Below are 20,136 nucleotides of genomic sequence, written 5' to 3'. Positions count from 1 at the left end.
CGGCCGACCGGGCCGGTTACCACCCTTACCGGCGCTGCGCGGTCGACCCCCGGACCACGAGCTCCGGCTGGAAGACGAACTCCGTGCGCTGCACCGGATTCCCGTCGATCTCCTCCAGCAGCGCGTCGACCGCCGCCGTCGCCATCGCCTGCACCGGCTGGCGCACCGTGGTCAGCGGCGGATCCGTGAACGCGATGAGCGGCGAGTCGTCGAACCCGACGACCGACACGTCCCCGGGCACGTCGAGCCCGCGCCCGCGCACCGCGCGGATCGCGCCGAGCGCCATCAGGTCGCTGCCGCACACGATCCCCGTACAGCCCTGGTCGAGGAGCTCGGCCGCCGCCGCGTGCCCGCCCTCGACGCCGAACAGCGTGGACCGCACCAGCGGTGCCACCTCCTCGCGGCCGAGGCCCAGCAGCGCGCGCAGCGCCGCCGTGAAGCCTTCGGCCTTGCGGCGCGACGGCACGTACCGGGTGGGGCCGATGGCGAGGCCGATGCGCTCGTGACCGAGCTCCACCAGGTGCCGTACGGCCATGCGGGCGGCGGAGCGGTCGTCGGGCGAGACGAAGTGCGCGTCGATGTGCTCGTTGAAGCCGTTGATGAGCACGAACGGCACGCCCCGCGCGGCCAGCCGGGCGTACCGGGCCGGGTCGGCGGCGGAGTCGGCGTGCAGGCCGGACAGGAAGACGATGCCGGTGACGCCCCGCTCCTCCAGCTGCTCGACGAGCTCGTCCTCGGTGGCACCGCCCGGCATCTGCGTACACAGCACCGGGGTGTAGCCGTGAGCCGCCAGCACCTGCTCGATGACCTGCGCGAACGCCGGGAAGATGGGGTTGGTCAGCTCGGGGATGACGAGCCCCACCAGGCCGGCGCTGCGGCGCTTGAGCCGTACGGGCCGTTCGTAGCCGAGGACGTCGAGGGCGGCGAGCACCCGGGTGCGGGTCCCGCCCGCGACGCCCGCCTTGCCGTTGAGGACCCGGCTCACGGTGGCCTCGCTGACACCGGCCTGCGCCGCGATGTCGGCGAGCCGCGGGGCGCCCCCTCCTCCGTCGCCCCGCGGCTCACCGGACGGCACGAAGGCCGTCACACCGCCCACCAGACGGTGGTGTCGGCGGGTACCTCGGTGGTGCCGTCGACGCTGGTGCGCACCCGCTCGCTGGCGAGCAGCATCCGGCCCGGCACCTCGATGCGTATCGCCTCGCCGGTGGTGTTGGCCGTGCACACGAAGCCGTCGCGGCGGAAGGCCAGCAGCCCCTCGGGGGCGTCCAGCCACTCCACCTCGTCGCCCGCGCCCAGCCCCGGCTGCTCGCGGCGCACCGCCAGCGCGGCGCGGTACAGCTCCAGCGTCGAGGACGGGTCGCCGGTCTGGGCCTCGACGCTCAGGGCGGCCCAGCTCGCGGGCTGCGGGAGCCAGCTGCCGCCGGCGCCGAAGCCGTACGACGAGCCGTCCACGGTCCACGGGATGGGCACGCGGCACCCGTCGCGGAAGCCGTCCTGGCCGGTGGCGCGGAAGAACGACGGGTCCTGGCGCACCTCGTCGGGCAGGTCGGTGACGTCCGGCAGGCCGAGCTCCTCGCCCTGGTAGACGTACGCGGAGCCGGGCAGCGCCAGCATCAGCAGGGTGGCGGCGCGGGCCCGGCGCAGCCCGAGCTCCCGGTCGCCGGGCGTGCGCAGCTGGGTGCCGAGGCCGGCCGGGTTGGCGAACCGGGTGGCGTGGCGGGTCACGTCGTGGTTGGACAGCACCCAGGTGGTCGGGGCGCCGACGGGGCGCATCGCGGCGAGCGAGGCGTCGATGACCTTGCGCAGCTCGGCGGCGTCCCAGTGGGTGCCGAGGTACTGGAAGTTGAAGGCCTGGTGCATCTCGTCGGGGCGCACGTAGTTCGCGGTGCGCTCGACGGTCGGGGTCCACGCCTCGGCGACGAGCACGCGCTCGCCGTCGTACTCCTCCAGGACCTGGCGCCAGGAGCGGTAGATCTCGTGGACGCCGTCCTGGTCGAAGAAGGGCATCACGTCGTTGCCGAGCAGCTTGAGCTGGTCGTGCGCGCCGATGTCGGGCAGGCCGTCGGCCTTGACGAGCCCGTGGGCGACGTCCACGCGGAAGCCGTCGACGCCCATGTCGAGCCAGAAGCGCAGGATGGAGCGGAACTCGTCGCGTACGGCGGGGTGTTCCCAGTTGAAGTCGGGCTGCTCGGGGGCGAAGAGGTGCAGGTACCACTCGCCGTCCTCGACGCGCGTCCAGGCGGGGCCGCCGAAGATGGACTCCCAGTCGTTCGGGGGCAGTTCCCCGTGGGCGCCCTTCCCCTTGCGGAAGTGGTAGCGCTCGCGCAGCGGCGACCCGGGGCCCTCGCGCAGGGCGCGCTGGAACCACTCGTGCTGGTCGGAGGAGTGGTTGGGGACGAGGTCGACGATGATGCGCAGGCCGAGCGCGTGGGCGTCGCGGATCAGCGCGTCGGCGTCCAGCAGGGAGCCGAACATGGGGTCGATGGCGCGGTAGTCGGCGACGTCGTAGCCGGCGTCGGCCTGCGGCGAGGCGTAGAAGGGGCTGAGCCAGACGGCGTCGACGCCGAGCTCCTTCAGGTACGGCAGCCGGCTGCGGATGCCTTCCAGGTCGCCCATGCCGTCGCCGTTGCCGTCGGCGAAGCTGCGCGGATAGACCTGGTAGATCACCGCGTCTCTCCACCAGCCCGTGTGCGTGCCGGTGGTGCCGGTTGCGGAGGGGGCGGGGGCAGCGAGGTGCTGGGTCATGTCTTCCCTGGAGTCATAAGGAGTGGAGCGGTGACCGGTCCGGTGTCAGGCACGGACCGGTCACCGCAGACCGGGACGGAGGTTCAGGACTTGGTGGCACCGGCGGTCAGTCCGGAGACCAGGTGCCGCTGGACGAGGCCGAAGATGACGGCGGCGGGCAGTGCGATGAGCACGGCGGCGGCGGTCAGCGAGCCCCAGTCGGCGGTGTACTGGTTGACGAAGGTCTGCAGGCCGCCCGCGAGGGTGAGGTTCTCCTCGCCCGTCATGAAGGCGGAGGCGTAGGCGACCTCGGCCCAGCCGGTGATGAAGGTGTAGAACGCCGTGACGGCGAGGCCGGGCTTGGCGAGCGGCATGATGAGCCGCCAGAAGGTGCCGAACGGGGTCAGTCCGTCGACCCGGCCCGCCTCGTCGATCTCGGCCGGGATGCCGTCGAAGTAGCCCTTCATCATCCAGGCGCAGAACGGCACGGCGACGGTCAGGTACGTGACGACCAGGCCGACCGGCTGGTTGAGCAGCCCCATCGAGGCGAGCAGGTTGTACAGCGGCACGATCAGCACCGCGACCGGGAACATCTGGGTGATCAGCAGCATCCACATCAGCGGGCGCAGGCCCGGGAAGCGGAAGCGGCTGACGGCGTACCCGGTGGTGGCGGAGATGAAGACGCCGACGACGGTGGTGATGCCGACGACGATCAGCGAGTTGCCGAGCCAGGACAGGAACTGGGTGTCGTTGACGACGTGGGTGTAGTTCCCGAGGGTGAAGTTCTTGACGAGCGAGGTGTCGAAGGCGTCGGTCTTCGGCTTGAAGGAGGTGATGACCAGCCACAGCGGCGGGAAGACCGCGATGACGGTGGCGGCCAGCAGCGTCAGGTGCAGGCCGACGGAGGCCAGCGGGGAGCGCTCCTCGCGGCCGCGGACCTTGCGGGCCTTGGCGGTCTTGGAGACCTCGGGGGTCTTGGTCGCGGTGCTCACCACATGTCTCCCTGCTTCTTGAGCGCACGGCGGTAGACCACCGCGAAGAGCGACAGGAGCAGCAGGATCACCACGCCCCAGGCCGCGGAGGCCGCGTAGTCGCGCGGGCTGACGACGAACGAGAGCCGGTAGGCGTACGTCACGAGGATCTCGGTGGCGTCGCCGGGCCCGCCCCGGGTCAGCAGGAAGATCACCGGGAACATGTTGAAGGTCCAGATGCAGCTGAGCAGCGTGACCGTCGCGGAGACCGGCCGCAGGCCGGGCAGCGTGATGTGGCGGAACCGTTGCCAGGGGGTCGCGCCGTCCATCTCGGCGGCCTCGTACAGCTCACCGGGGATGGCCTGGAGCCCGCCGAGCAGGGCGACCAGCATGAAGGGCACGCCGATCCAGACGTTGACGGCGATGACGGAGATCTTCGCCCAGGTCGGGTCGTTGAGCCAGGAGACGGCGTCGATGCCGCCGCCCGAGAGCAGCTTGTTGAACACGCCGCTGCGCTCGTTGAAGAGCAGCTTCCAGGTGAAGACGGAGACGAAGGCGGGCACGGCCCACGGCAGGACGAGGGCCATGCGGTAGAAGGCGCGGCCCTTGATCTTCCGGTTGAGCAGGGTGGCCAGCGCCAGGCCGAGCGTGAAGGAGAGCGACACGCAGGCGACGGTCCACACCACGGTCCAGCCGAGCCGGTCCCAGAAGACGCCGTCGGTGAGGATCGCCTTGTAGTTGTCGAGACCCACGGACTGGTACGTCGCGGGAATGTGGTTGACGCCGATCGTGCGCTCGACGTTGGCTTCGTTCGCGTCGGTGAGCGACAGGTAGACGCCGCGCACGAGCGGGTAGCCGATGATCACGCCGATCACGGCGACGACCGGAGCGACCATGCTCCAGGCGTACCAGTGAGTGGTCAGCGCCCTGCGCAGCCGGCCCGGGCTCGTGGGCCCGGGGGTCTTCTCAGTGCGGCGGCCGCGGCCGCGGGCGCTGTGGGCGCCCGCGGCGGTGGCCTCCGACTGGCTGGTCTCGACAGCCATGGGTCGGTCAGCCCTTCTCACTGCTTACTTGTAGTCCTTGAGCATCTTGCGGTAGGCGTCGCCGGTCTCCTGGGCGGCCTTCTCCGGGGTGGTCCTGCCGCCCAGGACGTTGGCCATCTGCAGGCGGATCGGCTCGAAGAGCGCGTTGCCCTGCGGGATCCAGGGGCGCTCGACGGCCTTGTCGACCGCGGGCTTGAAGAACTTGACCATCTCGTTGTCCGCGACGGACGGCTGCGTGTAGACCGACAGGCGGGTCGGCAGCAGGCTGAGCTTCTCGGTGGTCTGCTGCTGGACCTTGGCGGAGCTCATGTAGCGGGCGAACTCGTACGACGCGTCGAGGTTCTTGGACCCGGCGTAGACGGAGAGGTTCCAGCCGCCCTGCGGGGAGCCCTGCGCGGCGCTGCCGGCCGGGACGGGCGCGATGCCGAGGTTGGCCGGGTCCTTGAACTCGGCGCCGGCGCGGGAGTCGGCGATGGCCCACGGGCCGTTGAGCATCATCGCGACCTTGCCGGACTTGAAGGCGTTCTGCATGTTGTTCCAGCCGTCGGAGGCGTCGGTGATCGCCGCCTTCGAGTCGACCAGGTCCTTGATGGTCGCAAACGCCTTGACGCCCGCCGGGTCGTCGATGGTGACGGCCTTGGACTTGGCGTCGACCATGTCGCCGCCCTCGCCGTACAGGAAGGGGAGGAACCAGTACGGGTCGTCGCCGCGGAGGTAGAGGCCGGTCTTGCCGGGCGACTTCTCGCTGATCTTCTTGGAGGCGGCCTTGAGCTCCTCGATGTTCTTCGGGACCTCGACGCCGGCGTCCTTGAGCATCTTCTTGTTGTAGAAGAGCGCCATGGTGTCGATGACCTGCGGCACGGCGTAGGTCTTGCCGTTGAACTTGGTGGACGCGGCGGCCTGCGGCAGCCAGTCGACCTCGTTCTCGACGGCGCGGGTGCCGTCCAGCGGGGCGAGGTAGCCCAGGTTGGCGAAGTCGGCGACCCAGGCGACCTCGGTGCGCATCACGTCGGGCGCTCCGGAGTTGCCGCCGGCGGCGTTCTTGAACTTGGCGTTGGCCTCGCCGAACGACACGCTGACGTAGTTGACCTTCACCTTGGGGTGCAGCTTGGTGAAGCCCTCGGCCAGCGCCTTGTAGGTGGGCTTCTCCGCCTCGTTCGCGGTGTCCCAGAAGGTGACGGTGCCGGAGAGCTCGCCCGAGCTCTTCTTGCCGCCGTCGCCCTCTCCGCCGCCGCAGGCCGCCATCGTGAGGCCGAGGGCCGCGACCAGCGCGGTGGCCGCTATGCCACGCCGCATGTGAACTCCTTCAACTGATCCCGGGAAGACGAAGGCGTACTCGCCTCCTGCCGACCGCTCCCTCGCGGCGCGCCGGGCTGGCAGGAACGTAACAGGGATGAAAACTTGCCGAAAGAGCTTGCGGGAATTTTCTGCAAGCACGGGTGATCGTTACATTCGCGTGTCCCTACAGTTGCCGATACATCGCTTGACACGCCCGTACGGATGGGTTGCGGACCCCTGGAAGCCTCTGCAAGCCTTTTCAGAAGTCGTTGCAGACACATTGCAGGACCGTTTCACGCCCACTCCCACCTCGTTGCCTGTACGTAGCCCCCATCCCGGCCCACCGAGAGGGACCCGCGCATGCCCCACGAGCTCACCTCGCCCGTCCAGGCACCCGAGGACGCGTGCCTCGCCGGCGCCGCCGCAACCGGGTGGTGGCGGGACGCCGTCATCTACCAGGTGTACGTCCGCTCCTTCGCCGACAGCGACGGCGACGGCATCGGCGACCTGCGCGGCGCCCGGGAGCGGCTGGAGCACCTGGTGGAGCTGGGCGCGGACGCCGTGTGGCTCACGCCGTTCTACGCCTCGCCCCAGGCGGACGGCGGGTACGACGTCGCCGACTACCGCGCCGTCGACCCCGTCTTCGGCGACCTCGCGGACGCCGACGACCTGGTGCGCCGGGCCCACGAACTGGGGCTGCGGGTGATCGTCGACATCGTCCCGAACCACACCTCCGACCGGCACCCGTGGTTCCGGGAGGCGCTGGCGGGCACGGGCCGCGAGCGCTACCACTTCCGCGCCGGCCGGGGCCCGGACGGCTCGCTGCCGCCCAACGACTGGGAGTCGGTCTTCGGCGGCCCGGCCTGGACCCGCGTGCCGGACGGCGCCTGGTACCTGCACCTCTTCGCGCCCGAGCAGCCCGACCTGAACTGGGACCACGAGGAGGTGCGGGCCGAGTTCGACTCGGTGCTGCGGTTCTGGCTGGACCTGGGCGTCGACGGGTTCCGCATCGACGTCGCGCACGGCATGGTGAAGGCGCCCGGCATGCCCGACATCGGCCACGGCGAGCAGGCCCGGCTGATCGGCACCCAGCAGCTGCCCTTCTTCGACCAGGACGGCGTCCACGAGATCCACCGCGCGTGGCGGCGGCTGCTCGACTCCTACGACGGCGAGCGCATCGGCGTCGCCGAGGCGTGGGCCCCGTCGGCGGAGCGCCTCGCGCTCTACGTCCGCCCCGACGAGCTCCACCAGGCGTTCAACTTCCAGTTCCTCAACTGCCCGTGGGACGCCGACTGCCTGCACCGGGTCATCGACGACTCCCTGCGCGCCACCACCTCGGTGGGCGCCACCACCACCTGGGTCCTCTCCAACCACGACGTCGTACGCCACCCCTCCCGCTACGGCCACGGCGAGGCGGGCCTGCGGCGGGCCCGGGCGGCCGCGCTGCTGATGCTGGCCCTGCCCGGCTCGGTCTACCTCTACCAGGGCGAGGAGCTGGGGCTGCCCGAGGTCACGGAGCTGCCGGACGATGTGCGCCAGGACCCGGCGTTCCTGCGCGGCGAGGGCCAGGACGGGCTGCGCGACGGCTGCCGCGTGCCGATCCCGTGGACCACCGGGGGCCCCTCGTACGGCTTCGGGCCGGGCGGCAGCTGGCTCCCGCAGCCCGCCGCCTGGGGAGGCCTGAGCGTCGAGGCCCAGACCGGCGACCCGGCCTCCACGCTGGAGCTCTACCGGGGCGCCCTCGCCCTGCGCCGCACCCACCCGGCCCTCGGCGCGGGCGACGGCGTGGAGTGGCTCCCGGCGCCGCGCGGTGTGCTCGCCTTCCGCCGCCGCGCCGGTGACGCGGTCTTCGTCTGCACGGTGAACCTCGGCGGCGAGCCGGTGGAACTGCCCGTTCCGGGGCGGCTGCTGCTCGCGAGCGCGCCACCCGTGCCGCAGGGCGCCGACTTCGCGCAGACCGGGTCCGGGGCGGCCGCCGAGGGCAAAGTGCCCGCGCCGGCACGCGAGTTGCCGGACGGCGCCGAGCCCGGCGACAGCGGGCGGACGGTCCTCCTCGCCCCCGATTCCTGCGTCTGGTGGGCAAGCTGACGTGCGGCCGGTACAGTCGCATCCTATGACCGCGCGGCTAGCCGACATCGCAGCCCAGGCGGGGGTCAGCGAAGCCACAGTCAGCCGCGTGCTCAACGGCAAGCCGGGTGTGGCCGCGGCCACCCGCCAGTCCGTGCTGGCCGCGCTCGACGTCCTCGGTTACGAACGGCCCGTGCGGCTGCGGCAGCGCAGCGCCGGGCTCGTCGGGCTCATAACGCCCGAGCTGGAGAACCCGATCTTCCCGGCCCTCGCCCAGGTCATCGGCCAGGCCCTGACCCGCCAGGGCTACACCCCCGTCCTCGCCACCCAGACGCCCGGCGGCTCCACCGAGGACGAGCTCACCGAGATGCTCGTCGAGCGCGGCGTCTCCGGCATCATCTTCGTCTCCGGTCTGCACGCCGACACCACCGCCGACATGACGCGCTACGACCAGCTGCGCGGCAAGGGCGTCCCGTACGTCCTGATCAACGGTTTCTCGCCCAAGGTGCAGGCCCCCTTCGTCTCCCCCGACGACCGGGCCGCGATGCAGCTCGCCGTCACCCACCTCGCCTCCCTCGGGCACACCCGGATCGGCCTCGCCGTCGGGCCGAAGCGCTTCGTCCCCGTCCTCCGCAAGATCGAGGGCTTCCGGCGCGGCATGCGCGAGCGGCTCGGGCTCTCCCCGGAGGAGACGGAGGAGCTCATCCAGCACTCCCTCTACACCCTGGAGGGCGGCCAGGCCGCCGCGACCGCGCTCATCGAGCGCGGCTGCACCGCCGTCGTCTGCGCCAGCGACATGATGGCGCTCGGCGCCATCCGCGCGGCGCGCCAGCGGGGCCTGCACGTCCCCCGTGACATCTCCGTCGTCGGCTTCGACGACTCCCCCCTCATAGCGTTCACGGACCCGCCCCTGACCACCATCCGCCAGCCCGTGCAGGCGATGGGCCAGGCGGCGGTCCGCGCGCTGCTGGAGGAGATCGGCGGCACCCCCGCCCCGCACAGCGAGTTCGTCTTCATGCCCGAGCTCGTCGTCCGGGGCTCCACGGCCTCCGGACCCCAAGGCCGGCGGGGGGCGGACCGGCGCGGCGACGGCAGCGATGGCAGCGAGGACCCGGCTGACGGATGATCGACGCAGTGGACATATCTGGCAGACTCTTGGCCCATGGGTGACACAACAGTGAGAACAATGGAAGGCCGTACGACGGCCCCCTCATCACCCATCGAGGAGCAGCGCCCCCAGGCCGCGCCCCCGCGCCGGACCCTCCTGGAGCGCCTGCGGGCCCCCCGTCGCCCCCGTATCTGGTTCGAGATCCTGCTGATCGCGGTCAGTTACGGCACGTACTCGGCGATCCGCAACGCCGTACCGGAGCAGAAGGCCGAGGCGCTGCGCAACGCCGACTGGATCTGGCGGGCCGAGCAGGCGCTCGGCATAGCGGTCGAGAAGACCGTGAACCACGCCGTCGACTCCGTGACGTGGCTCATCGTGGGCATGAACTACTACTACGCCACGCTCCACTTCATCGTGACGATCGGCGTCCTGGTCTGGCTCTACCGCTGGCACCCGGGGCGGTACGCCGCCACCCGCCTGGTGCTGTTCTCCACCACCGGTGTCGCCCTGCTCGGCTACTACCTGTATCCGCTGGCGCCGCCGCGGCTGATGACCAGCGAGAGATTCATCGACACGGTCCTGGTGCACCAGACCTGGGGGTCGATGGCCTCCGGCGACCTGAAGCAGATGTCGAACCAGTACGCCGCGATGCCGTCGATGCACATCGGCTGGTCGCTGTGGTGCGGGCTGACGATCTACGCCCTGGCCCGGGCGCCCTGGGCGCGGATCCTCGGCTTCCTCTACCCGGTCGCCACGCTGGTGGTCATCGTCGCCACCGCCAACCACTTCTGGCTGGACGCGGTCGGCGGCCTGCTCTGCCTCGCCTTCGGGTACGCGCTCGCGTCCGTCTGGTACGGCAGCGTGCCGCACCGCCTGCCCCGCTACGTGGCCGTGACCGGTGGTGCGGTCCCCCAGGCCGCGGTCCCCCAAGCTGCGGCCCCACAGGCTGCGGCGCCTCAGGCTCAGGCCGCTCCGTAGAACAGCTCCTCCACCACGGCCCGCGCGCGGCGCGTCGTACGGCGGTAGTCCTCGACCATCTCGCCGACGTGCCCGGGGCCGTACCCGAGGTAGCGGGCGACGGCCGCCAGTTCGCGCCCGTCCGAGGGGAAGGTGTCGCCGGCCCGGCCGCGTACCAGCATCACGCCGTTGCGGACCCGGGTGGCCAGCACCCACGCCTCGTCCAGCGTCCGGGCGTCGTGCTCGTCGAGGAGGCCCGCCTCGCGCGCGGCGGCCAGCGCCTGCCGCGTGCGGGTGGTGCGCAGGGCGGGCACCTCGCGCGCGTGCCGCATCTGGAGCAGCTGCACGGTCCACTCCACGTCGGACAGGCCGCCGCGCCCCAGCTTGGTGTGGAGCGTGGGGTCGGCGCCGCGCGGTAGCCGCTCGGTCTCCATCCGCGCCTTGAGCCGGCGGATCTCGCGTACGGCGCCCTCGTCCAGCCCGCCCGCCGGGTAGCGCAGCGGGTCGATCAGCTCGATGAACCGGCGGCCGAGCTCCGGGTCGCCCGCCATCGGCTCCGCCCGCAGCAGCGCCTGGCTCTCCCAGCCGAGCGACCAGCGGCGGTAGTACGCCTCGTACGACTTGAGCGTGCGCACCAGCGGGCCGCTCTTGCCCTCGGGGCGCAGGTCGGCGTCGATCAGCAGCGGCGGGTCGGCGGTCGGCAGCTGGAGCAGCCGCCGCATCTCCGCGACCACGGCGTTCGCCGCGCGGGCCGCCTCCTGCTCGTCGACGCCCTCGCGCGGCTCGTGCACGAACAGCACGTCGGCGTCGGAGCCGTACCCCAGCTCGTGCCCGCCGAAGCGGCCCATGCCGATGACGGCGAACTTCGTCGGCAGGGTCTGGCCCCACTGCTCGCGCACGGCGGCACGCAGGGCCCCGGCGAGGGTCGCGGCGTTCAGGTCGGTGACCGCGTCGCCGACCCGGTCGACCAGCACCCCCGGATCGACCTCGGCGGGCCGGTCCTCCGTGCCGTACGAGTCGACGATGTCGGCGGCGGCGGTACGGAACAGCTCCCGGCGCCGTACGCCACGGGCCACGGCGACACCCTGCTCGGCGGTGTCGGCGCGGCCCACCGCCGCGAGGATCTCCGGCTCCAGGTGATCGCGGCGGCGCGGCTTCAGCCCCTCCGGCGCGCCCAGGATGGCCACCGCCTCCGGGGCCCGCAGCAGCAGGTCGGGCGCCAGCCGCCCGGCCGACAGCACCCGCGCGAGGTTCTCCGCCGCCGCGCCCTCGTCGCGCAGCAGCCGCAGGTACCACGGTGTCTTGCCCAGCGCGTCGGACACCTTGCGGAAGCCGAGCAGCCCCGCGTCCGGATCCGCCGAGTCCGCGAACCACCCCAGCAGCACGGGCAGCAGCGTCCGCTGGATCGCCGCCTTCCGGGTGACCCCGGACGACAGCGCCTCCAGGTGGCGCAGGGCCGCGACGGGATCGGCGTACCCAAGCGCCTCCAGCCGCTGCCCGGCCGCCTTGGCGCTCAGCCGCGTCTCACCGGGCGCGAGCTGCGCGACGGCGTCCAGCAGCGGCCGGTAGAACAGCTTCTCGTGCAGCCGCCGCACCACGGCGGCGTGCCGCTTCCACTCCCGGTTCAGCTCCGCCACCGGGTCGGTCCGCATGCCCATCGACCGCCCGAGCCGCCGCTGGTCGTCCTCGCCCTCCGGCACCAGGTGGGTCCGGCGCAGCCGGTACAGCTGGATGCGGTGCTCCATGGCGCGCAGGAAGCGGTACGCCTCGTCCATCTGCGCCGCGTCCACCCGTCCGACGTACCCGCCGGCCGCCAGCGCCTTCAGGGCCTCCAGGGTCGTACCGCTGCGCAGCGTGGCGTCGCTGCGCCCGTGCACCAGCTGCAGCAGCTGCACCGCGAACTCGACGTCCCGCAGGCCGCCGGGGCCGAGCTTCAGTTCCCGGTCGACCTGGGCGACCGGGATGTTGTCGACCACGCGGCGCCGCATCTTCTGGACGTCGGCGACGAAGTTCTCCCGCTCGGCGGCCTGCCACACCAGCGGGGAGACGGCGTCGATGTACGCCTCCCCCAGCTCGGCGTCGCCCGCCACCGGGCGCGCCTTCAGCAGGGCCTGGAACTCCCAGGTCTTCGCCCAGCGCTGGTAGTACGCGAGGTGGCTCGACAGGGTCCGCACCAGCGGGCCGTTGCGCCCCTCGGGCCGGAGGTTGGCGTCCACCGGCCAGATGGCGCCCTCGACGGTCGTCTCGGAGCAGATGCGCATGAGGTGCGAGGCGAGCCGCGTGGCGGCCTGGAGGGCCTTGCCCTCGTCGCCGCCGTCCGCCGCCTCCCCGACGAAGATCACGTCGACGTCGGAGACGTAGTTGAGCTCGTTCCCGCCGCACTTGCCCATCGCGATGACGGCGAGCCGGCACGCGGCGGCGTCCTCGGGCGCGGCGGCCTCGGCGATGGCGAGCGCCCGGCGCAGGGTGGCCGTGGCGAGGTCGGCGAGCTCGGCGGCGGTCTCGGCCACGTCGATGGTGCCGCACACGTCGCGCGCGGCGATGGCCAGCAGGCACCTGCGGTAGGCCACGCGCAGCGCCACGGGGTCGTCGGCCCCGGCGAGCCCGCGCTCGAACTCCGTGACCCCGGGGTGCAGGTCGGCCGCCTCGTACGTGACGAGCGCCCGCCAGTCCTGCGGGTGCCGCGCCAGGTGGTCGCCGAGCGCCTCGGACGCCCCCAGCACCCCGAGCAGCCGGTCCCGCAGCGGCTTGGCGCCGACCAGCGTCGCCAGCAGCTGCCCGTCCTCCTGCGCCTCGGCGAGGCGTACGAGCCCGCGCAGCGCGAGGTCGGGATCGGCGGTGGCGCCCAGCGCGTCCAGGAGCACCGGGTTCTCGCGCACGGCCGCGAGCACCGGCAGCTCCAGCAGCCGCCCGGCGGCGGAGGGGTCGGTGAACCCGTGCCGCAGCAGCCGCGTGAAGGTACTGCTCCTGCGCCCCGGCGCCGTCATGGGTCTCCCTCCACCGCGAGTAAGGGTCGCCGCCGAGCCTATCGGCCCAGGCGGGCGGGGGCATGAACGCACCTGGCTTCCGGCCGGCGGCAAGGGCCGCGGGCGGCACCGGCCGGGACGGCGGACCGGCAGGCACCGGCGCAGCGGGCGGCACCGGCCCGTCGGCGTGACCGACCGCACACCGCCCCCAATGAACCCGATCACGGCAAACGCGCTCTTCTCCCCCGGTTCGCCCATTCCTCCGCGTACGGAAGCCCTCGCCCATGCCCCGCCGCCCCGCTGCCCGCCCCGCCGGTCGCCCCGCCCGCCGCCGTCTGTTCCTCGCCGCGCCCGTCGCCGTGCTCGCCGCCATCACCGGCGGAACGCTCGCGTTCACCGCCGGTTCCTCGGGCGCGTCCGACTGGCCGAGCCGGGGTGTGCCGGAGGCGCACGCGGTGAAGCCGGTGCGGACGGCCGGGGAGTCGGTGGTGCAGATCATGGCCCACCCGGACGACGACCTGTTCTTCATGAACCCGGACACCGGCCACTCCCTCGCCACCGGCCGGAGCCTGACGTCCGTCTACCTGACGGCCGGCGAGTCCGACGGCCGCAACGCCCGCCACCAGGACCCGCGCCCGCCCGCGGACAAGGCGGCGTACGCCGAGGCGCGCCAGAACGGCATCCGCGCCGCGTACGCCGAGATGGCGACCGGCAACCGCACGAGCCCGTGGGACCGCACCTCCATACGCACGGCCGGCGGCGGCCTCGCGGAGCTGGACACGCTGCGCGCCAAGCCGCACGTCAGCCTCGTCTGGCTCCAGCTGCGCGAGGCGGGCAGCATCACCGGCGACCGCCCGCACAGCCTGCACGGCCTGTGGGACGGCCGGATCGAGGAGCTGGAGTCGCAGCTGGCGGCCGGTTCCCCGGTGCGGGAGGAGTTCTCGTACAGCAAGGAGGAGACGGTCGAGACCCTCGCCGGCCTCCTCGACCGCTTCCGCCCCACCTTCGTGCGGATGATGGACCCGACGCCCGGCCACAACGACCGTACGGGCAAGCTCTCGGACCACCAGGACCACATGTACGGCGCGCGGTTCGCGCAGGCGGCCCTGGCCCGGTACGCGGACTCCCCGGGCCACCCGCCGTTCGCCGTGCAGAACTACCTCGGGTACTCGACCGGCGGCCTGCCGCACGCGCTCGACCCGGAGACGACCGAGGCGAAGCTGCGCTCGCTGAGGACGTACGCGTGGATGGACCACACCGACTACTGCGAGGACCCGGCCGGTTGCGGCGACCGCAAGGTGGCCGCGCGGCCGGCCGGGCACGGCTGGGCGCAGTCCATCCGCTACACGCGCTCGGAGTCGACGACGTGGGTGCGGCAGGGGCCCCGGCCCGGTGAGCTGTACGCGTTCGGCGTCCTCGACGGCCGCCTCGCGGTCTGGCACCGGACGGCCACGACGGAGTGGACGGGCCCGGTGCTCCACGCGGGCGCGGGGCTGGACGGCGGCGTGACGTCCGTCCGGCTCCCGGACGGGCGGATCGCGGTGTTCGGCACGCGTACGGACCTGGGCGGCGAGCGCCCGGAGGCGTACCGCCGTGACGTGGTGACCGCCGTGCAGACGGCACCGGGGGGCGCTTTCGGGCCGTGGCGTTCCCTGGGTACGCCGGACCCGGACGACGCCGCGGGCACGTCGGACATCAGCGTCCCGGCGGTGCTGGTGGACCGGGAAGGCCGGGCGACGGTGTACGTACGGGACGCGGGCCACGGCCTGAGCGTGACGTCGCAGCGGCCGGACGGCGGGTGGACGCCGTGGCGTTCCGCGGGCGGGAAGGGGGTGCACGGCAACCCGGTGGCGGTGAACGACGCGACGGGCCGCGGCTACGTCTTCGCGGGTACGGCCACGACGGTCCTGGCCTGGACGCAGGCGGCCCCCGGCGCCCCGGTGACGGGCCCGGCGGCGACCGGGCTGCCGCCGACCACGGTGGCGCTGAGCGCCACGCCGGACGGTGCCGACGGCGTACGGCTCTGGTTCCGCGAGCCGGACTCGGGAGCGGTGCGCTCGGCCCGCGTCGCGGCGGGCGGTGACGTGACGGTGCTCGGCGCCGGGACCGGGACCGGGACCGGGACCGGGGGCCGCGGCGGCTACGGCGCGGTGGCGGCGTCCGGCGAGGGGCTGGCCCTGCGCGGAGGCGGCGGCGCGCTGTGGACGGCGCCGCTCGACGCGGCGGGCCGTCCCGCGCCCGGCTCCGGTCTCTTCGCGGGTGCCCCGGCGGCGTCCCCGTACGGCTTCGCGGCCCTGGGCCTGGACGGCCGGCTGCGCTGGACGCCCTGGGAGAGGTGAGGGCCGGGTCCTTGCCCGGGCCGACGGCGGCCAGTACGGTCCCGGTCCATGAACTGGACCCTCGAAGTCGTCCTCGTCCCGGTCACCGACCTGGACCGGGCCAAGGACTTCTACGGCACGAAGTGCGGCTTCAAGGTGGACCTGGACACGGAGGTGGCCCCGGGCATCCGCATCATCCAGCTGACGCCACCAGGCTCCCGCTGCTCGATCGCGCTGCAGAGCGGCATGCCGCTGGCCCCCGGCGAGAAGGCCATGGCCCCGGGGTCGCTCCAGGGCCCCCAGCTGTGCGTCACGGACATCGACGCGGCCCGCGCGGAGCTGGTCTCGCGCGGGGTGGAGGTGAGCCCGGTGCAGCACGTGGGCCCGGAGGGCTGGGCCGAGGGCAAGGGCGAGACCTGGAACTCCTTCATGTTCTTCAAGGACCCGGACGGCAACGGCTGGACGGTCCAGGAGGCCCCGTCGGAGCTCTCGGAGCGCTAGCCCCGCGCGCCGGGGGGCGTCAGTAGTAGCCCTTCTGCCCGTCCAGCAGTTCCCGCATCGCGTCCAGGTGCCCGGCGTGCCGTGCGGTCTCCTCCACCATGTGGATGAGCATCCACCGCAGGCTCGCCCGCCCGGACCGGAAGTCGGGGTGGCGTCCCGTCTCCTCCAGGGCGTGGGCCGCCACGATCTCGTTGGAGACCTCGCACTGCCGCTCGTACTCCTCCAGGAGCCGCGCGAGCGGCACTCCCTCGACCTTCATGTCGAGGTCCTCTTCGCTTTCGTCGAACGACGGGTTGCTGTCGGCCGGTTCGCCCAGGAACAGCACCTTGAACCAGGCGTGCTCCACCCACCGCAGGTGCGACACGACACCGGCCACGGTCATGAGGGGCGAATGCGGCAGCACGGCCCGGTGCGCGTCCGCCTCGGCGAGGCCCTCGCACTTCCACCGGACGATGGCGCGCTGCGTGTCGAGCCACCCGACGAGCTGGGTCCGCTCGTCGGCGTCGAAGGGGGGCCGTACGGGACGTACAGGAGAAGAGGTCATGGGCGCGCACGCTAGCCAAGCCGGGGATGCGCGCGCACCCGCTTTTCGCTGACGGCACCGGCGGGTTGGGGCGCGCGTGAGCGTCCGGCGTCAGGCGCCCGCCGCTTCCCGGGCGAAGGGCCCGTTGTTCGCGAAGACGAGCCTGGCGAAGTTCTCGCCGATGCGGCGGTGTCCTTCGGGGCCGGGGTGGAGCCCGTCCGGCAGGGGGAACTCGTCGTGGTCGCTCTCGCCGTAGAGGTCGAGTCCGTCGAGGTAGTGGAGGTTGGGGTCCTCGGCGGACCGCTGCTTGACGATGTCGGCCAGGACGTCGCGGACGATCGTGAGCGTCAGCCGTCCGGCGGCGGTCTCGGCCGGATCACCGGTGGCCTTGAACTTCAGGGTTCCGCTGGAGAGGTCCGGCATGAGAGGTCCGGGGGTGTTCTCGTGGGTCGGACACAGGACGGGGGAGACCAGGAGCAGGGGGATGGTGGGGTGGCCCTCGCGGATGGTGTCGAGGAGGCCGTGGACGGCGGGGGCGAAGGCGCGCAGGCGCATGGCGTCGCTGTTGACGACGTTGATGCCGAGCTTGAGGCTGATCAGGTCTGCACGGGTGTCGCGTATCGCGCGGGCGGTGAACGGGTCGACCAGTGCACTGCCGCCGAATCCGAGGTTGATCAGCTCCACATCGCCTGCGGAGGCGGCCACCCCGGGCCAGATGGTGCTGGGGAAGACGGCGTTGGATCCGTGGCTGATGGAGCTGCCGTGATGCAGCCACACCCGGCGACCGGTCTTCCGGGCCGGCTCGACGGGGGCGTCGGTGCGCAGGGCGATGACCTCGGTGATCTCCGTGTGCGGGAGCCAGATCTCGATGTCCTTCTCGCCGGAGGGGAGGTCGGTGAAGTGGGCGGTGCCGGCGGGGCCCGGGGTGAACTCCGCGGTCTGGGTCCGCATGTCGGTGATGGTGCGCAGGTTCCCGCCGTCCACGGTGGCCTGGGCGGTGAGGCGGCCGTCGACCAGGAGGTCGTAGACGCCGTCCGGCGGGGGCGGGTAGCCCCGGTAGACGCGTTTGGTCGGCAGGGTGTCCAGGCGGATGGTGGTGGCGCTCGTACGGAAGGCCAGCCGGACACCTGAGGGTTGAGCCTCGGCCACGGCCAGCAGGGCGTCGGGGATCTGGCGGCGTGCCCCGGCGGGCAGCCGGTGCGGCAGCAGGCCGTGGGCGGTCTCCTCCACCTCGAGGTGTCCGTGCAGGAAGTCGGCGGTGACGGGGGTGGTGATCAGGTGCTGTTCGGTGCTCATTGCCTCAAGCCTGGGGCGGGGTGTCGGGTCGGTGTGAAGAAGCCGTCGCGGGTGACGCGACCGGTCAGGTGGTGGACCGGCTCCGCAGTGCGGCGTCGAGGCGGTCCAAGGTCCAGGCCCAGGACTGCTGCGCGGAGATCTCGGTGTGGTCGAAGCCGCCGGCTGCCTCCAGGGAGGCGTAGCCGTGGAAGACGCTGCCCAGCATGCGTACCGCGTGTGTCTGGTCCGGCTCGGCCAGCTCGTAGCCGCGCAGGATCGCCCGAGCCATCTGCGCGTGCCGGACGCCGGCGCTGGCCGCAGCGGTCTGCGGGTCGAGCCGGTACCGCGCCGCTTCGTATCGGCCGGGGTGCGCTCGGGCGTAGTCCCGGTAGGCGTTCGCGAAGGCCGTCAGGGCGTCCTTGCCCGCGCGCCCGGCCACGGCGTCGGCGACCCGGTCGGCGAGTTCCTCCAGCGCGAACAGCGCGATCCGGGTCTTGAGGTCGTGGGAGTTCTTCACATGCGCGTACAGGCTCGCCTGCTTCACGCCGAAACCCCGGGCGAGCGCGGACAGGGTCACCTGATCGAAACCGGCCTCATCGGCGAGTTCCGCACCAGCGAGCGTCAGCCGCTCCGGGCTCAGTCCCGCGCGAACCACAGCCATCACCTACCCTCAGTACGCCTATAGCAAGAAGCCATCTACCTATAGCCTATAGCAAACGATGCATAGCCTGAAGGTTTGGCGCACTCTGCCGAAGGGGGCGGGGTGGGGTAGGTGCCGGCGACCGCACAGGAGCCCGAGCGGCAAGCAGGCCGCAGAGCCGCCGCTTCCACGCCGGACGGCCCACAGGCGGCCCAAGGCCGTTGAGACTACTTCGGGCCAGTGGCTGAGTGCCGCCGGCCCGGGTGGTCGTTACCGCTCGCTACCGCGTCTGCGCTTACAGCACCGGCAGGTTCTTCCGCAGTTCGAAGGCCGTGACCTCGCTGCGGTACTCCTCCCACTCCTGCTTCTTGTTGCGGAGGAAGAAGTCGAAGACGTGCTCGCCGAGCGTCTCGGCGACCAGCTCGCTGCGCTCCATCAGGGAGATCGCCTCGCCGAGGTTCTGCGGGAGCGGCTCGATGCCCATCGCGCGGCGTTCGGCGTCGGAGAGGGCCCAGACGTCGTCGTCGGCGCCGGGGCCGAGTTCGTAGTTCTCCTCGATGCCCTTGAGGCCGGCCGCGAGGAGGACCGCGTACGCCAGGTAGGGGTTGGCGCCGGAGTCGACGGAGCGGACCTCGACGCGGGAGGAGCCGGTCTTGCCGGGCTTGTACATGGGGACGCGGATCAGGGCGGAGCGGTTGTTGTGGCCCCAGCAGATGTAGGAGGGGGCCTCGCCGCCGGAGCCGGCGGTGCGGGCCGAGCCGCCCCAGATGCGCTTGTAGGAGTTGACCCACTGGTTGGTGACGGCCGAGATCTCCGCCGCGTGGCGCAGGAGGCCCGCGATGAAGGAACGTCCCACCTTGGAGAGCTGGTACTCGGCGCCGGACTCGTAGAAGGCGTTGCGGTCGCCCTCGAAGAGCGAGAGGTGGGTGTGCATGCCGGAGCCGGGGTATTCGGAGAACGGCTTCGGCATGAAGGTGGCCTGGACGCCCTGCTCCAGCGCGACCTGCTTCATGACCAGGCGGAAGGTCATGATGTTGTCGGCGGTCGACAGCGCGTCCGCGTACCGCAGGTCGATCTCCTGCTGGCCCGGGGCGCCCTCGTGGTGGCTGAACTCGACGGAGATGCCCATCGATTCGAGCATGGTGATCGCCTGGCGGCGGAAGTCCATGCCGACGTTCTGCGGGGTGTGGTCGAAGTAGCCGGAGTTGTCGGCGGGAACCGGCTTGCTGCCGTCCAGCGGCTTGTCCTTCAGCAGGAAGAACTCGATCTCGGGGTGGGTGTAGAAGGTGAACCCGAGGTCGGACGTCTTGGCCAGGATGCGCTTGAGGACGTAGCGGGGGTCGGCGAAGGAGGGCGAGCCGTCGGGCATGAGGATGTCGCAGAACATCCGGGCGGTGCCGGGGGCCTCGGCGCGCCAGGGGATGATCTGGAACGTGCCCGGGTCCGGCTTGGCGATCATGTCGGACTCGTACACCCGGGCGAAGCCCTCGATGGCCGAGCCGTCGAAGCCGATCCCCTCATCGAAGGCCTGTTCGAGTTCGGCGGGGGCGACGGCGACCGACTTCAGGAAGCCCAGCACGTCCGTGAACCACAGGCGCACGAACCGGATGTCGCGCTCCTCGAGCGTGCGGAGCACAAATTCCTGCTGCTTGTCCATTTCCAACACCCATCCTCGCTGATCAGGCCAGCATGCCACCACACGGTTTCGTGCACGTTGCGAACCCATACTGCCTGCCGGGCTGTGGCGTACGTAACGGTGGCCTCG

15 protein-coding genes are annotated in these 20,136 nt (G+C 72.2%); 5 read left to right on the top strand and 10 right to left on the bottom strand.

Features of this window, described 5'->3' with window-relative positions:
- Window positions 1-25 precede the first annotated feature (25 nt).
- From AC07FJ_RS02620 to AC07FJ_RS02600, 5 genes are all read right to left on the bottom strand, one after another.
- Complete coding sequence (locus AC07FJ_RS02620; RefSeq protein ID WP_479045261.1) at window positions 26-1,099, bottom strand: LacI family DNA-binding transcriptional regulator; 1,074 nt, start codon at window positions 1,097-1,099, stop codon at window positions 26-28.
- A complete protein-coding gene (locus tag AC07FJ_RS02615; protein ID WP_479044501.1) occupies window positions 1,084-2,745 on the bottom strand; it encodes a glycoside hydrolase family 13 protein in 1,662 nt (553 codons plus the stop codon). The genes AC07FJ_RS02620 and AC07FJ_RS02615 overlap by 16 nt, the downstream gene beginning before the upstream one ends.
- Window positions 2,746-2,828: 83 nt before the next feature.
- The gene (locus AC07FJ_RS02610; RefSeq protein ID WP_479044499.1) at window positions 2,829-3,716 is read right to left on the bottom strand and encodes a sugar ABC transporter permease; all 888 of its coding nucleotides are present in this window, start codon (window positions 3,714-3,716) and stop codon (window positions 2,829-2,831) included.
- Window positions 3,713-4,738: a carbohydrate ABC transporter permease gene (locus tag AC07FJ_RS02605; protein ID WP_479044497.1), complete on the bottom strand. Its 1,026-nt coding sequence runs from the start codon at window positions 4,736-4,738 to the stop codon at window positions 3,713-3,715. Before AC07FJ_RS02605 ends, AC07FJ_RS02610 begins: the two co-directional genes overlap by 4 nt.
- 24 nt (window positions 4,739-4,762) lie before the next feature.
- Complete coding sequence (locus AC07FJ_RS02600; protein WP_479044495.1) at window positions 4,763-6,034, bottom strand: extracellular solute-binding protein; 1,272 nt, start codon at window positions 6,032-6,034, stop codon at window positions 4,763-4,765.
- Between the two features lie 342 nt (window positions 6,035-6,376).
- On the opposite strand from AC07FJ_RS02600, the gene AC07FJ_RS02595 reads away from it, so the two are divergent.
- From AC07FJ_RS02595 to AC07FJ_RS02585, 3 genes are read left to right on the top strand one after another with little or no spacing between them, the layout of a single operon-like run.
- On the top strand, window positions 6,377-8,104 hold the full coding sequence (locus AC07FJ_RS02595; RefSeq protein ID WP_479044493.1) for a glycoside hydrolase family 13 protein: 1,728 nt from the start codon (window positions 6,377-6,379) through the stop codon (window positions 8,102-8,104).
- A gap of 25 nt (window positions 8,105-8,129) precedes the next feature.
- The gene (locus AC07FJ_RS02590; protein WP_479044490.1) at window positions 8,130-9,209 is read left to right on the top strand and encodes a LacI family DNA-binding transcriptional regulator; all 1,080 of its coding nucleotides are present in this window, start codon (window positions 8,130-8,132) and stop codon (window positions 9,207-9,209) included.
- Window positions 9,210-9,245: 36 nt separating this feature from the next.
- On the top strand, window positions 9,246-10,169 hold the full coding sequence (locus tag AC07FJ_RS02585; protein WP_479044488.1) for a phosphatase PAP2 family protein: 924 nt from the start codon (window positions 9,246-9,248) through the stop codon (window positions 10,167-10,169).
- On the opposite strand, the gene AC07FJ_RS02580 is transcribed toward AC07FJ_RS02585, so the two are convergent.
- On the bottom strand, window positions 10,154-13,135 hold the full coding sequence (locus AC07FJ_RS02580) for a bifunctional [glutamine synthetase] adenylyltransferase/[glutamine synthetase]-adenylyl-L-tyrosine phosphorylase (protein ID WP_479044486.1): 2,982 nt from the start codon (window positions 13,133-13,135) through the stop codon (window positions 10,154-10,156). The two genes, AC07FJ_RS02585 and AC07FJ_RS02580, sit on opposite strands and share 16 nt — an antisense overlap.
- Window positions 13,136-13,398: 263 nt before the next feature.
- Here AC07FJ_RS02580 and AC07FJ_RS02575 point away from each other — a divergent pair, with 263 nt between their 5' ends.
- Window positions 13,399-15,453, top strand: coding sequence for a PIG-L family deacetylase (locus tag AC07FJ_RS02575; RefSeq protein ID WP_479044484.1), 2,055 nt, complete (start codon window positions 13,399-13,401; stop codon window positions 15,451-15,453).
- Window positions 15,454-15,501: 48 nt separating this feature from the next.
- Window positions 15,502-15,933, top strand: a complete 432-nt coding sequence (locus AC07FJ_RS02570; protein WP_479044482.1) for a VOC family protein — start codon at window positions 15,502-15,504, stop codon at window positions 15,931-15,933.
- A gap of 19 nt (window positions 15,934-15,952) precedes the next feature.
- On the opposite strand, the gene AC07FJ_RS02565 is transcribed toward AC07FJ_RS02570, so the two are convergent.
- The 4 genes from AC07FJ_RS02565 to AC07FJ_RS02550 all read right to left on the bottom strand — a co-directional run bounded on the left by AC07FJ_RS02565 (window position 15,953) and on the right by AC07FJ_RS02550 (window position 20,028).
- Entirely contained in the window at window positions 15,953-16,477 is a 525-nt protein-coding gene (locus tag AC07FJ_RS02565; protein ID WP_479044480.1) for a DinB family protein, read from the bottom strand.
- 90 nt (window positions 16,478-16,567) lie between these two features.
- Window positions 16,568-17,752, bottom strand: coding sequence for a GDSL-type esterase/lipase family protein (locus tag AC07FJ_RS02560; protein ID WP_479044477.1), 1,185 nt, complete (start codon window positions 17,750-17,752; stop codon window positions 16,568-16,570).
- A 64-nt stretch (window positions 17,753-17,816) separates the two neighbouring features.
- Complete coding sequence (locus AC07FJ_RS02555) at window positions 17,817-18,386, bottom strand: TetR/AcrR family transcriptional regulator (protein WP_479045259.1); 570 nt, start codon at window positions 18,384-18,386, stop codon at window positions 17,817-17,819.
- Between the two features lie 280 nt (window positions 18,387-18,666).
- Window positions 18,667-20,028 carry a glutamine synthetase family protein gene (locus AC07FJ_RS02550; RefSeq protein ID WP_361414276.1) on the bottom strand — a complete coding sequence of 454 codons (1,362 nt, stop codon included), beginning with the start codon at window positions 20,026-20,028 and terminating at the stop codon, window positions 18,667-18,669.
- Window positions 20,029-20,136: the final 108 nt, after the last annotated feature.

The sequence above is a fragment of the Streptomyces sp. NPDC045998 genome, from assembly GCF_056430285.1.
This window is presented reverse-complemented; position numbering and strand designations above follow the sequence as displayed.